General features: G+C 58.6%; 12 protein-coding genes. 5 read left to right on the top strand and 7 right to left on the bottom strand.

Annotated elements, in window-relative coordinates; genetic code table 11:
• Positions 1 to 229: 229 nt before the first annotated feature.
• From ACXAIC_RS08445 to ACXAIC_RS08435, 3 genes are all read right to left on the bottom strand, one after another.
• The gene (locus ACXAIC_RS08445) at positions 230 to 1,045 is read right to left on the bottom strand and encodes a LysE family translocator (RefSeq protein ID WP_475175723.1); all 816 of its coding nucleotides are present in this window, start codon (positions 1,043 to 1,045) and stop codon (positions 230 to 232) included.
• A 95-nt stretch (positions 1,046 to 1,140) separates the two neighbouring features.
• Positions 1,141 to 1,761, bottom strand: coding sequence for a LysE family translocator (locus ACXAIC_RS08440; protein WP_475175720.1), 621 nt, complete (start codon positions 1,759 to 1,761; stop codon positions 1,141 to 1,143).
• Between the two features lie 517 nt (positions 1,762 to 2,278).
• Positions 2,279 to 2,767: an Lrp/AsnC family transcriptional regulator gene (locus tag ACXAIC_RS08435; protein WP_475175716.1), complete on the bottom strand. Its 489-nt coding sequence runs from the start codon at positions 2,765 to 2,767 to the stop codon at positions 2,279 to 2,281.
• 75 nt (positions 2,768 to 2,842) lie between these two features.
• Here ACXAIC_RS08435 and ACXAIC_RS08430 point away from each other — a divergent pair, with 75 nt between their 5' ends.
• Together ACXAIC_RS08430 and ACXAIC_RS08425 are read left to right on the top strand one after the other, a co-directional pair.
• Positions 2,843 to 3,367, top strand: coding sequence for a DUF2000 domain-containing protein (locus ACXAIC_RS08430; protein ID WP_475175712.1), 525 nt, complete (start codon positions 2,843 to 2,845; stop codon positions 3,365 to 3,367).
• A gap of 55 nt (positions 3,368 to 3,422) precedes the next feature.
• Positions 3,423 to 4,025 (top strand): LysE family translocator, encoded by a 603-nt coding sequence (locus tag ACXAIC_RS08425; protein ID WP_475175709.1) that lies wholly within the window; start codon positions 3,423 to 3,425, stop codon positions 4,023 to 4,025.
• 327 nt (positions 4,026 to 4,352) lie between these two features.
• On the opposite strand, the gene ACXAIC_RS08420 is transcribed toward ACXAIC_RS08425, so the two are convergent.
• The 3 genes from ACXAIC_RS08420 to ACXAIC_RS08410 form a co-directional block, all read right to left on the bottom strand.
• Entirely contained in the window at positions 4,353 to 5,891 is a 1,539-nt protein-coding gene (locus ACXAIC_RS08420; RefSeq protein ID WP_475175705.1) for a tripartite tricarboxylate transporter permease, read from the bottom strand.
• Positions 5,892 to 5,903: 12 nt separating this feature from the next.
• Positions 5,904 to 6,335 carry a tripartite tricarboxylate transporter TctB family protein gene (locus tag ACXAIC_RS08415; protein WP_475175701.1) on the bottom strand — a complete coding sequence of 144 codons (432 nt, stop codon included), beginning with the start codon at positions 6,333 to 6,335 and terminating at the stop codon, positions 5,904 to 5,906.
• A 105-nt stretch (positions 6,336 to 6,440) separates the two neighbouring features.
• Positions 6,441 to 7,430 (bottom strand): Bug family tripartite tricarboxylate transporter substrate binding protein, encoded by a 990-nt coding sequence (locus tag ACXAIC_RS08410; protein WP_475175696.1) that lies wholly within the window; start codon positions 7,428 to 7,430, stop codon positions 6,441 to 6,443.
• Positions 7,431 to 7,648: 218 nt separating this feature from the next.
• On the opposite strand from ACXAIC_RS08410, the gene ACXAIC_RS08405 reads away from it, so the two are divergent.
• From ACXAIC_RS08405 to ACXAIC_RS08395, 3 genes are read left to right on the top strand one after another with little or no spacing between them, the layout of a single operon-like run.
• Positions 7,649 to 8,320, top strand: coding sequence for a response regulator (locus ACXAIC_RS08405; RefSeq protein ID WP_475175692.1), 672 nt, complete (start codon positions 7,649 to 7,651; stop codon positions 8,318 to 8,320).
• On the top strand, positions 8,307 to 9,725 hold the full coding sequence (locus ACXAIC_RS08400) for a sensor histidine kinase (protein WP_475175688.1): 1,419 nt from the start codon (positions 8,307 to 8,309) through the stop codon (positions 9,723 to 9,725). The genes ACXAIC_RS08405 and ACXAIC_RS08400 overlap by 14 nt, the downstream gene beginning before the upstream one ends.
• The gene (locus tag ACXAIC_RS08395) at positions 9,722 to 10,792 is read left to right on the top strand and encodes an ABC transporter substrate-binding protein (RefSeq protein ID WP_475175684.1); all 1,071 of its coding nucleotides are present in this window, start codon (positions 9,722 to 9,724) and stop codon (positions 10,790 to 10,792) included. Before ACXAIC_RS08400 ends, ACXAIC_RS08395 begins: the two co-directional genes overlap by 4 nt.
• Before the next feature lie 58 nt (positions 10,793 to 10,850).
• Here the strand turns inward: ACXAIC_RS08395 and ACXAIC_RS08390 are convergent, their stop codons facing one another.
• Positions 10,851 to 12,977 (bottom strand): TonB-dependent hemoglobin/transferrin/lactoferrin family receptor, encoded by a 2,127-nt coding sequence (locus ACXAIC_RS08390; protein WP_475175680.1) that lies wholly within the window; start codon positions 12,975 to 12,977, stop codon positions 10,851 to 10,853.
• Positions 12,978 to 13,166: the final 189 nt, after the last annotated feature.

Raw genomic sequence — 13,166 nt, 5'->3', positions numbered from 1 at the left:
CTCATCACGCGCCTTTAAGTGTCCATTTGCATAAGTGGACACTTAAGGCGCAAAATCGAAAAGCGGGAGGTGGGGTTCAGCGGACGCTCACCCGGAAGTTGTCGAGAAGGGAAAACTTGGCCACGGTCTTTCAAGGGTGGGAAGCAGACTTTTGTTGCGGCGAGTTCAAATGGCGGCGATGCGGACTTTTTTGTCCTTCGCCGCGACTGTTCCAATGTCGGCTCTTACGCTAGTTGGATGGGATCGAGCGGTATCCCTTAATCACCATGCCAATGCCTACCCCAGTAAGGCCCAAGCCACTCAAAATTTCTGGATTTAGCCAACGGGACGTCGTGCGTTTCACGGTCGCTGTGGCGAGCAGCGCGTAAGTCAAAATGGATATTGCGTCCAAGACAATAAAGATGATGCCGTACACAGCACCTTGAAAAAGCACGTTGTGATTGGAGGAAATGAAGGCCGGGAATAGCGCTACGAAGAACACTATTGCTTTTGGATTTGTAACGCAGGCAAAGAATCCCGCCCAAAACGTAGTTCGGTCAGATGGTCGCGCGACATTTCCCGCTGATTTGCCAATGTTCTTGAACGCGTTTAGAGCCATCCAAAGAATAAACATTCCACCCGCGATTTGCAGGAATGGCAGAACCATTTCTGACATCGCTACCAGCGCAGTTAATCCGGCAACGGCAACTATCACATGAACCATTGTTCCAAGGGCATCACCTGCAACAGCAACATAGGCTGCTCTTGGCCCATGTCGGATGGCTTGTGCAGTGGCAAACGCCACTGATGGCCCCGGAACTGCCAAGAACACCAGAGTTGTTGTCAAAAAGGCTGCAAAGAGAACTGAGTCCATCTGAATGTACCAACTGCAATTATTTGAATAATATTGAGTCTGCCAGACAGCGAGTGTGATGTCGAGTTCGTGCAAACGGACGTTCGTGCGATATGCAGCATCAGGCAAGATGAGCTCTAAGCGGGCTTTCGCTGCGCGGTGTGTCAATGACCGCTCTGGGCCGGAAGTGTCGAGAAGGGAAAACTTGGCCACGGTCTTTCAGGGGTGGGGAGCGGACGTTTGCTGCGATTTGTAGGAATGGTCGTACTGCGGGACTTTGCTGATGTTCAACCAAGGTCTGCTATTGGTTACTGCCGATAGGTAGCAATCTTGTAAGCGGCAAAGCTGAAAAAGACGCCGAGCGATCCTTCAATCCACCGACGAGCCTTCTGATATGCCACAATCACAGGTGCTGTTGAGAATGTCACGGCATAAAGAACGTGAACTGCTAACGACAGTGTGGTGGCGATCAAGATAAGGGCGATCCCAACCCACAAAGGGGCCTCGTTGCCAAGACCAATACCAACAATCGCAATCCACTGAAGCGCCGCCTTCGGATTTGTTAGCTGAATCGCGATGCCTTGCAGATAGAGGTTTTTTCCGCGGGCAGCTTTTGGTTTGTGCAAGTGAGAGGGTGTCGCGGCCGAACGAAATGCCTTGTATGCCAACCACGTGAGATATGCGGCCCCGAACACCTTTAGGAGTGTAACAATGCCTGCGTAGGCGGTGACGAGAGCCGTCAGGCCAGCAACTGTGCAAGTCGCCCAAACTGCCGAGCCAGAACCAACGCCAAGGGCCAGTTTTACCCCGGCTTCTCGACCCCGTTCCATCGAAGTACCAATGATGGCGAGAATATTTGGGCCTATACTGACAAAGCCGACAGAGAAGATGCCCAAAGCCAAAAGCAAATTGGAAATTTCTGCGCTCATCATTGTTCTCCTTTTCAGCTTGTCTCGAACGCTATCAGACAGAGCGAAACCAAAGAAGCAGTCATTCACCGCGCTGTGACGAATGAGCAAGGTAGACTCGTTCCAGTCATTCGCAGCACTGGGGAGAAATGACCGCTCCGGGCCGGAAGCAACTCTGCGCCCGTTGCGTGAATGTCGACTTTGCTCATCGGGTGAGCCTAAACCTGCCCGTCCGCTTCCATCTCAGCCATTCACCGCGATCGCGACGGGACCCTGCTCCCGATATTGGCCCGCGATGCAGCCCCACCCGTTAAAGCGGCTCAAGACTGGTCTCACCAGCCACCCTGACAGGGGGGCGTGTCGTCCAGAGGTCACTTCCAATGCTGCGGTGCAGCCCGCCAGACCGGACTTTCGCCGCGAAAGCAGAACCTGGTGGTGTTCGCACATCCTGCGGGACGAAGCCGGCTTTCGCTGCGCGCGCACCAATGTCTGGTTTTCGGTCGCAGCAAAATCTCATGGGCTCTGTCCGGCAGAAGGGCTATGGAATCGGCCAACCTTGGAACGGTTTGATTTCCTTAAGCGCAAAGCTGCTCGTCATGGCCTTAATCCCGGGCATGCGGCGAAGATGTTCCATTGAAAAATCTGCATAGTCGTCGAGATCACTGCAGACAACTTGAAGCAAGAAATCCGCTCCTCCGCCTATGGAATGGCAGGAGACAATCTGTGGATAGTCGACAACGGCCCTCTCGAACGCGCTGGCTTCCTCGACCGAGTGCGTGTCGATCTGCACGGACACAAATACAAGCACGCCCATACCAAGCCGTTTTCGATCAATCATCGCCCGATATCCCTGAATGTAACCCTCTTCTTCCAGCCTTCGTGTGCGACGCCAACATGGAGAGGTGGACATACCCGTAGCTTCGGCAAGATCTGCGTTGCTCAATCGCCCGTCAGACTGAAGCGCGGCCAAAATGCGCCGGTCCGCTTCATCAAGCTGAATAGGTTTGATTCCTGTTTTTTCATCCATCTAGGAAACTTCTACCTGAATTTTGCCATGCAGAGGCAGAATATGCCGAAATCTCAGAGGTTTCAAGGCAGATAGATGCAGAACGCCCTGCGGGAATGTGGTTTTGTCTCCAAAAAACTGGAAGACAAAATGAGACCTGAATCCACACCTTCAAATGCTGCAAATAACACATCGCCTCTGCGCGGCGCAGATGACTGGCGCCTGGCGATCGTCGTTTCTCCTGATCAGCCTATAGGATTTCTCGCGAACACGGTTGCCACCATCGCTGTGGGTCTTGGTGCGGCGCATCCGGGGCTCGGCAATGTGAGGCTTAGGGACCGGGAAGATAAGGCAATCCTGAGCTCTGCGGATCGTCCGGTCCCCATTCTTCAAGCCGATTCCGCTCAGATGTTTGCGATTTTGGAAAAGGCGCAGACGAAAGGCCAGGAACTGAAATTGGTGGTTTTTCCGGAGTTTGCCCGAAAGCTGCATTCTTTTGATGAATATGAGGTCGAGTTCCCAAACCGATCCCTTCGCAATGAACCCCTCAGCGGTCTTGGCCTGTGCGGATGCGCCCGATCCGTCAAGTCCCTAACCGGCTCGTTGAAGCTTCTCCGCTGATGCAAGTGATCGCAGGCGACGTCACCAGCTGAACAATCAGACGGACACCAACCTCATGGACATCTCTCACCTTGTCACGTTCAATCTCGCGCTGCTCGTGGCAATCGTTAGTCCAGGCCCCGCTCTCCTGATTGCAATGCAGAACTCTTTGTCCTCTGGAAAGTGGGCGGGCATTGCGACAGGGGCCGGCTTGGGGGTGGTGGGGGCTCTTTGGACCGCCATCGCCTTGCTTGGGATGGATGTGATTTTTGCAACCGCTCCATGGGCTTATCTGGTTATCAAAACCATCGGCGCTTCGTATTTACTCTATGTCGCCTATTGCATGTGGCGAGGCGCATGCACCACTGCTGTGGCTGATGTCAAACCCAAGTCCCATGCGTTCAGGCAGGGTATGGCAATCAATGCGCTCAATCCGAAGACGGTGTTGTTTGCCGCCGCCATTCTGGCGGCAATATTTCCCTCGAACCTGACCGTTTCCGAGAACCTCGCCATCATCGCCAACCATTTTATATTTGAGATAGCCTTTTATTCGGCATTGGCATCGGGAGTGAGCCGCAAAGCCGTGCGTGACGGTTACTTCGCCGCAGAGTTCTACATTGACCGTATCGGGGCAATTGCTTTGGGGGGGCTGGGCGCCAAATTGCTCCTCAGCAAGTAGCTCGCCGTACTCATTGCAGACGGACAAACAAGCCGCGGCATCGGTTGGAATGGGCTCGAAACGCTCCTACGCTGCGTACGACGCGAACCGCCGCTTTTGGGCCGAGAGCAATTCTCAGCCCGTGCGCTTTCATCTCAGCCGTTCACCGCGATCGCAATGGATCCCGCTGCCGGGATTGGCCCGCGACGCAGCCCCACCCGACAAAACGGCTCGGGATGGGTCTCACCAGCCGCCCGATTGGGCGCTTGCCATCCAACCGGCCCCCAACGCAAAAAACGCCCTCTCCATCCGGACAGGGCGTTTTCTGCGGTGCGGATGTGTGTGCCGTCAGTCGGTGGTCGAGCCTTCCTCGTCCTTGGCCATGCGCATGCGGGATTTCAGGACCCGGCCGAACAGGATCGGCAGCACGAAGCCGATAATGGCGAGGCTCCACAGGACCAGTGACAACGGGCTGTCGATCAGGGTCCACCAGTCACCATTGTCGATGGTGATCGCCCGGCGCAGGTTGTTTTCCATGGCATCGCCCAAAAGCGTTCCCAGAATGATCGGCACCAGGGGCACATCCAGCTTGCGCAGCACCCAGCCCATCACCCCGAAGCCGATCATGACCATCAGGTCGAAGGACGAGCCGGAAATGCCGTAGATCCCGACAAAGCTGACCATGGCCACGATGGGCATGAGGATGCGCGGCGGAATCAAAAGCACCCTTGTGAACAGGCCGATCATCGGAATGTTCATGGCCAGAAGCATGAAATTGGCGATGAACAGGGCGGCGATCAGCCCCCAGACCACATCCGGCTGCTGGGTGAAGAGCAGCGGGCCAGGGGTGATGTTGAGGGCGAGCAGGACCGCCAGAAGCACGGCGGTCGTACCGGAGCCGGGAACCCCGAGGGCCAGCATGGGCACCAGAGCGCCGCCCGCAGCCGCATTGTTGCCCGCTTCAGGTGCGGCAACCCCGCGCGGATCGCCGGTGCCGAAGGTCTTGTCCTTGTCGACCAGCTTCTTTTCCATGGTGTAGGAAATGAACGAGCCAAGGGAAGCGCCCGCGCCTGGCAGAACCCCGGCGATGAAGCCAAGCACACTGGTGCGCAGCATGGTCGGGGTGCAGGATTTCAGCAGCTGAAAGCTGGGCATCAGCCGCCCGACCGAGACCTTGTGGGCGCTTGCATCCGCGTTGCCATGGCGGTGTTCCAGAAAGAGGAACACTTCGGAGAGGGCAAACAGGCCGACAATCGCGACCAGGAAGTCGATGCCGTCATAAAGATGGACTTCGCCAAAGGTGAAGCGGGGTACGCCTGTCTGGGTGTCGACGCCAACGGTGGCCAGCCCGATGCCGAGGGCGGCCGCAAAGGCGGTCTTGGCCTGGTTGGTGGAGGCAACCCCGCCAAGGGTGGCAAAGGCAAGGGTGAAGAGGGCGAAATATTCCGCCGGGCCGAACAGTAGCGCGATCTTGACCAGTTGCGGGGCCAGCAGGATCAGGCCCCAGGTGGCCAGAAAGGCGCCGACAAAGGAGGCAATTCCGGAAAGCGACAGGGCCTCGCCAGCGCGCCCGTTGCGGGCCATGGGATAGCCGTCGAGACAGGTCATCATGGCTGGTTCGTCGCCGGGAATGTTCAGCAGGATGGAGGAGATCCGTCCGCCATACATGGCCCCGTAATAGACCGAGGTCAGCAGGATCAGAGAGGGGGTGGCGCCAAGCCCGAGGGTGAAGGCGAGCGGGATCAGGATGGCAACGCCGTTGGACGGGCCAAGACCCGGCAGGGCGCCCATCATGGTGCCGAGAAAACAGCCGAGCAGGGCCAGCAGCAGGTTCTGCCAGGTCAGGGCGATGACAAAGCCGTCGGCCAGGGAAGAGAGAGTGTCCATGAAAGCCTCCCGTCAGAAACCGAGGGGGCCCTTGGCCAATGACAGGCCGAGGGCAAGGTGGAAGACGGCATAGATGCCAATGGAGGTAAGGCTACCGGTAACAACCGAGGCCAGCGGGCCGGAGCCGAGGCGCCAGGTCAGGTAGGTCGCGGCAAGGGCGGTGGCAAAGACGAACCCGATCACCGGCAGCAGCTGGGCGTAGAGGATCATCACCACCACGGCGGCGGCCACTTCCACGAGGCGGCCGAGGCTGGGCCAGTCCGGCCCCGTGTCGGGCTTAAGAATGATAACGAGAGACGACAGTCCGAGAACTGCTGCGATGATGAGTGGGAAAGCCTTGGGACCGACCGCGTCGGACAGGAAGCTTTCTTGGATCAGGAGCGCGGCCCAGGCATATCCGAGTGCAAGGAGAAGCCCGACCACTCCGAAGATGCGGTCGCTCATGGATACCTTCCAGCGGCGGCGCGCCGGACGGGGCCGCCTATTCAGGAGCTGAGAAAAAGAAACGGGGGGCACGGCCGGTGCCCCCCGAGGCTGGAGATGGCAATTTTATTTGATGATGCCGATCTCTTTGGAGATGTCCTGGATCTGTTTCACGGATCCGGCGACGAATTGCTCGAATTCTTCGCCCTGCAGGTCGAGCGGGGCAAGACCATTGGCAGCCATCACGCCTTTCCACTCGTCGCTCTTATACAGATCGGAGATCTTGTTCACCCAGGAATTATAGGCGTCGTCGGACATTTTGCCGGGGGCGTAAAAGCCGCGCCAGTTGGCGCCGATGGCGTCGATGCCCTGTTCCTTGGCGGTCGGGAAGTCGGAAAATTCACCGGGAATACGCTCCGGCGCCAGCACGGCAATCACCTTGATGTCGCCGCTGTCGACAAATCCTTTCGCTTCGGAAATGTCGCCGGTAAAAGCCTGGACCGACCCGGCGAGCAGCTGAGTCACAGCTTCGCCGCCACCATCAAAGGCGATGTATTTGACCGAGCGCACGTCCTTGATGCCATAGGCATTGGCGGCGATCAGGACCTTCAGATGATCCCAGCCGCCAACGGCAGAGCCGCCTGCCACAGACACGGAGGTCGGATCGGCCTTGATCTGGTCCAGAAGCTCGGGAAGCGTGTTGACCGGGCTATTGGCGGCAACAGCAATCACGCCATAGTCGGCGCCGATGGACGCCACCCAGCGGACCTGGTCCATGGTGTTGCCCGGAAACGCGCCTTGGGCGAGGCGGGTGGCTGTTGCGGATGATGCGGCAACGATCAGGTCGTTGTCACTGTCGCGCTTGTTCACCACTTCGGCAAAGGCGACCCCGCCGCCGCCGCCAGCCAGGTTCACCACCTGCATGGTCTTGCCGATCAGCTTGAGATCCTGGAGAGATTTGCCCACCTGGCGGCAGGTGAAGTCCCAGCCACCGCCCGGATTGGCCGGAGCGATACATTCCGGATTTTCCGGCTTGTAATCGGCAGCGGTGGCGCCGAAAGCGGACGCGCCAAGAAGGGCCGCCGCCAGAAGAAGGCGGGTGGATTTGAATGCCATGATGTGTTCCTCCACAAAGTCAGGCGTTTGATGCCTTTTTCAAATTCGCTGAACCGTCCGGGTGCAGGGCTTCTGGCATCAGCCTGAGGCAAGCCGGGCCGGTTGGCGAATATTTCAACAGCCTAGCGCCAAACCCTGTCACCAACCTGTCAAGCTTTGCCGCCGCGCTTGCATGGGGCGCTCAGGCGGGCAATGTTTGGGGCTGGGAGGAACCTTACGTGCGCCTTTTGCTCGTTGAAGACACATTTGACATGGCCGAGGCCATTATGATCCGCCTGGAGCGGAGCGGCATGGCCTGTGATCTGGCCAAGACGCTGGAAGAAGCGCGTGCCTGCCTGGAAGTGCAGCGCTATGACGTTCTGGTGCTGGACATCAATCTGTCGGACGGTTTGGGCACGGATCTTCTGAAGGAGCTGCGATCCCAGGGCGACCGGACGCCCGTTCTGATGCTGACGGCGGAGTTTTCCGTCGACGAGCGGGTGTCTTCGCTCAATTCCGGGGCCGATGACTATCTGGTCAAGCCGTTTGACCACCGGGAGCTGGAAGCCCGTCTCCGTGCGCTCTACCGGCGGGAACAGGGGGACAAGGCGGAGGAAGTCACGCTTGGCAATCTGAGTTTCAACGCTTCGGCCCGGGTGGTGCGGGCCGATGGCAGTCCGCTGACGCTCACCCGCCGGGAATTCGCGCTGCTGGAGCTTTTGATCCACAACCGCGGCAAGACCTTGAGCAAGGAACGCCTGTTTGAGGGGCTGTTCAGTTTCGAGGAGACGGATGTGGGCATGAATGCGCTGGAACTCTATGTCGCCCGGCTGCGCAAGAAGCTGGCCGGCTCGTCGGTACGGATCGAGACCCAGAGGGGCCTCGGCTACAAGCTCCATGTTGAGGCCTGATTTCCTGCGCGCTCTGGCGCCAAAATCCCTGACCGCCCGGGTGGCGCTCGGGGTTGCCTTCCTTTTGATCTTTGGGGGGATGCTTGTGGCGATTGCCGCCTTTGCCTATGGGCGCGAGGCGGCGCGGACCGCCTATGACAGGCTTCTGCTTGGTGCGGCCAATGACATTGCAGCCTCTATCACCGTGCAGAACGGCAAGCCAGAGCTGGAACTGCCCGTCTCCGCGTTTGATCTGCTGGGTTTTTCCAAGGATGACCGGATCGGCTACCGGGTCATCGGCACCGATGGCGCGACCCTGACCGGCTATGACGGCATTTCTCTGCCCGATGGCCGCAAGGCGGTTCAGAACGGGTTTTTTGATGGTGTGTTTTTCGGCGAAGCGGCGCGTTTTGCCGTTGTCTCGCGCCGCTTCGCCGAACGCAGACTGAATGGTACGGTGCAGGTGATCGTCGGCCAGACGCTGCTGGCGCGCGATGCCATGGCTTATGACATTACCCGAAAGGCGCTTTATGTGCTGGCGGCGTCCGGATTGGCCATGGCGCTGCTTGCGGGCCTTGTGGTCCGCTCCGTGCTGCAGCCTTTGGAAAAGATCACCAGACGCCTGACAGGCCGCGATCCCCATGACCTGACGCCCATGGACACGGATGTGCCCCGGGAAACGGCTGTCCTGATCAGTGCCCTTAACGGGTTCATGGCGCGGCTGGACCGGCAGATGATGTCCATGCGCCACCTGATTTCCGATACGGCCCACCAGCTGCGCACGCCGGTCGCTGCGCTGCGGGCGCAAGCGGGCCTGTTGGCCGAGGAAACGGATCCGGCGCGTAAGGAGAAGATCGCCGGGCGCCTGCAAACCCGGTCCGTCAGCCTCGGGCGTCTGCTGGACCAGATGCTGAGCCAGGCTCTTGTCATCCATCGCGGCGACAGCGCGCGCCGGGAAGAGGTGGATTTGCGGGACATTGCGCTGGATGTGACCGATCAGGACGACCATGGGGTTCTTTATCCGGAGATGGATGTGGGGCTGGAGATCGGCGAGGCCCCGGTTCTGGTGACGGCCGACGCACCATCCTTGGAAGAAGCTCTGAAAAACCTTTTGGCCAATGCGCTCAAACACGGGCGCTCCCCTGTGCGCGTGGGCGCAGGTCATGTGGACGGACATGCGCAGCTCTGGGTGCAGGACGCGGGCCCGGGCCCGGCACCGGAGATCGTGTCCGGCCTCGGCAACCGCTTCAACCGGAAGGGACCGGCGCGCTCCTCGGGCTCCGGACTGGGGCTTGCCATCGCCCATGCGGCCGCTGATTCCTTTGGCGCGCATCTGGTCCTGGAGCCAGGGCGAGATGACGGGTTCCGTGCAGCTCTTGTTTTCGGTCAGTCTTCAGTACCGGCGCCGGAGCGGGGGCGCTCATGAGATGCCTCAAGGTCTTGCGGGCGGGTCTGGCCGGTCTGGGGCTGCTGCTGGCGACGACGCTTGCGCAGGCCCAGGAAATGACGGCCCGGTTCGGGGAGCCCTCTGCCGCAACGGTGCTGCTGTTGCGTTCCACTACGGATCTTGCCGTCTTCGGTCCGGTCGTGGAGGCCTTCGTGCGCACCCGGCCGGGCACCGGATTGATCTATGAACAATGGGGCTCGAATGCGCTTTATGATCTGACCTTGAAGGAGTGCCGGGAGGGACAGAGCGGCGCGGATCTGGTGATCAGTTCCGGGGTCCACCAGATGGTCAAGCTGGTCAATGATGCCTGCGCGGCGTCCTACCGGTCGCGGGCAACGGAACGGCTGCCCGATGCGCTGCGCTGGCGCGATGAAATCTGGGGCATAACCCGTGAACCGGCGGTGATTGTCTACAACAAGGATCTGGTGCCGGAGGGGGACGTGCCGCAGTCGCGCTTTGATCTGCTTGATCTGTTGCGGCCCGTCTATACGCCCTATGCGGGCCGGGTTGCCACCTATGATATCGAGCGGTCGGGGCTTGGGTATCTGTTCGCTTTTTCCGATGCCCAGGAGGCGTCAACCTTCGGCGCGCTGCAGGAATCTTTCAGCCGTTCCGGCGCCGTCTCCACCTGCTGTTCGGCGGACATTATCCGCGGCGTTGCGGAAGGGCAGTATCTGATCGCCTATAATGTGCTCGGATCCTATGCGCAGGGCTATCAAAAGGAGGATAGCCGCATCGGCATTGTCCTGCCTTCCGACTATACGCTGGTGCTTTCGCGGGCGCTGATGATCCCCAAACAGGCGGCCCACAAAGGAACGGCGCAGGACTTTCTGGAGTTTCTGCTGTCGCCGCAAGGCACGATCGAACTGCGCAAGGCGCTGCTCATCAGTCCGATACTGGAAGCGGCGGAGGGCGGGGAGGGGGAGGCCATCAGCCTGACGGCGCTGCGTCCCATCGGCCTTGCACCGTCGCTGATGGTGGCGCTGGACAAGATGACCCGCAACATGTTTCTGCGCCGCTGGCGCTCCACCTTTCCCGGGCCGTAAGCGTCAAAAGAAACCGCCGCCCCGTGGGGGGCGGCGGCAGAGCGTTGCCAGGCGACTTTTACCAGCTGAACTGCTTTGCCATAGTCAGCTTGAAGGTGCGGCCCGGAGCCGGGTCGCCGGCCAGATTGTTCTGGTACTGCTTGTCGAAAATATTCTCGACGGAAGCTCTCAGCTCATAGCCGGACATCAGGCCTTCCTGGGGTGTCCAGTTCGCAAAGATGTCATGCACGCCGTAGCCGGGGAACGGCCCGTCCGTCGTTCCGGTTTTCATGCCTGCCGCAAAGAGGCCGCGCCAGCCGAACTCGACGTTGTGGTCCGGCCAGCGGCCGCCGAGGGTCATTGCCAGTGTATCGGCTGGAATGGAGCTGAGCGTTTCGCCCGTCTCCTTGTCTTCACCACGGATCACGCTGTATGCGAGAGACGCAAAGACATAGTCGGCATCATAGGCCGCTTCCACCTCAACACCATAAATCTCCGCTTCATCGATATTGACGTAATAGACAACCGGTGTGCTCTGGCCGGTATTTGGATTGGCTGCAATGAGATCGGTCAGATCATTGTAAAAGCCGGTGGTTTTGAGCTGGAAACTGTCATTGTTCGCCACAATGTCCATGAAGGAGAGGGAGAAGCCCGCTTCAACAGAGTTGGACTGTTCCTTTTCAAGATCAAGGCTTGCAAAGCGGCCGCCGGGATAGGTCCTGTTGGCGCCGGTGGAAAACAGTTCATCCAGGGTTGGTGCCCGTTCCGTGTGAGCGACAGATCCGAACACAGCCAGATTGTCATTGATCTTGAAGAGCGCGGCCAGTTTGGGAGAGAATGCGACTTCGAACTGGTCTGAGGCGTCTTCAATCGAGCTGTCGGGCTGCAGGTTGATCAGGTCAACACGCGCACCGGGGGTGATGGTGAGGCGGTCGTTCCAGATGAACTCGTTCTGGGCAAAGATCCCGAGTTTCGTATCTGTTCCTTCCGGATGGAAATCAACGGACCCGCTTTCCGCGCTGGCGATTCGTTCCTGATAGGATAGCTGCGTTCCTACGGTCAGGAAGTTCTCAAAACCAGTGCCGGAAAACGCGAACGTATTGTCGATTTTACCTTGCCAGGTCCGGTAGCTGTAATTGGAATCTTCAAACAGAACCGAGGGTGTGGTTGAGGAGGCGTCTTCCTGATCCACGGCCGTGTCAGAGAAGGACAGGGCAATGTTCAGATCCAGGAAAGGATTATCCGATGCCGGATTGTCATAGCTGAACACAACCGTCTGGTCAGTGATGTCACGGTCGATGGTTCCGAAGGCCGAGATCGTCCCGGTCTGCGAATATTGCGTGTCGTCGAGATCGCTTTGCCAGCGTTGGTAGGACAGGCGGATGGATTGCTCTTCATTGTCACCAAAGTGATGGATCACCTTGGCCAGACCGGATGCGGATTCAAAGCCTGACCCCAGGATTGTCGAGCCGTCGCCAGTCTCGTAGTCCGATGCGCGCCGGAAGGTGCCGTTCAGCAGATATTCTGTCCGTTCGTTGATCCGGCCGGCAACAATGCCAGAGGACATGAAGCCGTCCTTGTTGGAATCGAACATGCCCTTGACCTTGACGGCCAATCTTTCACCGTCCTCAAGGAAATCACTGGCGTCTTTGGTGGTGAAGTTGATCACGCCGCCAAGAGCGCCCGCCCCATAGAGCGTTGAAGAAGCGGATCCGCGCAGGATTTCAACCTGTTTGTAAAGTTCCGGATCGGAGAAGAACGACCCGACACGGTACTGTTCAAAGAACTTGTTTGCTCCGTCGACCGTCACGATGATTTTCGATTCATCGGAGGCGTTCAGATCCCCGATCCCGCGAATGTTGAAGGACTGGCCGCCGACACGGTTGCTGCCCGTCACGGTCACGCCGGGGACCTCCCGGAACAGGTCGCCGATTGTGACGGCTTGCTCGGAATCGATGGCTTCCTGATCCAGAACCGTCACGGCCTGGGGTGTGTCATAGGCCACCTTGTCGACACCGGCACCGACCACAATCAATTGCAGCTTTGTATTGGCCGTTTCCGCCGTCTCATCCACGGCGGTTTCCGGCGTTTCTGAAACCGGTATGTCTTCGCTCAGGTCCTGCGCGCTGGCAAGACCGGTATTAACAAGAACCCAAAGCGCTACACCGCTCGCTAGCCGCGAACGGTTCGATTTAATTCGCCCCATAAATTTCTCCAAGAATGCGGGTGGCCGCGTCCTTGCCCCGTCCCCTCAAACGGTGCTTAAAATGAGTTGTTAACTCAAGTATTGAATTTCATATGAAACATGAATATAGGAGTCAAGTATTAAGCGGTGCCTTTCTGGATCCTGTCCTAGATTGGAAGGGTTCAAAAAAGATGTTTCTTTTCAATCCTC

The sequence above is a fragment of the Roseibium sp. AWQ4_254 genome (genome assembly GCF_056161025.1).
Note: the sequence above shows the minus strand (reverse complement) of the source record. Positions and strands in the feature narration are given on the sequence as shown.

Bases quoted from the DNA above. Each gene is read 5' to 3' on its own strand.
- ACXAIC_RS08440 (WP_475175720.1), bottom strand. From the start codon at position 1,761: ATGAGCGCAGAAATTTCCAATTTGCTTTTGGCTTTGGGCATCTTCTCT.
- ACXAIC_RS08435 (WP_475175716.1), bottom strand. From the start codon at position 2,767: ATGGATGAAAAAACAGGAATCAAACCTATTCAGCTTGATGAAGCGGAC.
- ACXAIC_RS08430 (WP_475175712.1), top strand. From the start codon at position 2,843: ATGCAGAACGCCCTGCGGGAATGTGGTTTTGTCTCCAAAAAACTGGAA.
- ACXAIC_RS08425 (WP_475175709.1), top strand. From the start codon at position 3,423: ATGGACATCTCTCACCTTGTCACGTTCAATCTCGCGCTGCTCGTGGCA.
- ACXAIC_RS08420 (WP_475175705.1), bottom strand. From the start codon at position 5,891: ATGGACACTCTCTCTTCCCTGGCCGACGGCTTTGTCATCGCCCTGACC.
- ACXAIC_RS08415 (WP_475175701.1), bottom strand. From the start codon at position 6,335: ATGAGCGACCGCATCTTCGGAGTGGTCGGGCTTCTCCTTGCACTCGGA.
- ACXAIC_RS08410 (WP_475175696.1), bottom strand. From the start codon at position 7,430: ATGGCATTCAAATCCACCCGCCTTCTTCTGGCGGCGGCCCTTCTTGGC.
- ACXAIC_RS08400 (WP_475175688.1), top strand. From the start codon at position 8,307: ATGTTGAGGCCTGATTTCCTGCGCGCTCTGGCGCCAAAATCCCTGACC.
- ACXAIC_RS08395 (WP_475175684.1), top strand. From the start codon at position 9,722: ATGAGATGCCTCAAGGTCTTGCGGGCGGGTCTGGCCGGTCTGGGGCTG.
- ACXAIC_RS08390 (WP_475175680.1), bottom strand. From the start codon at position 12,977: ATGGGGCGAATTAAATCGAACCGTTCGCGGCTAGCGAGCGGTGTAGCG.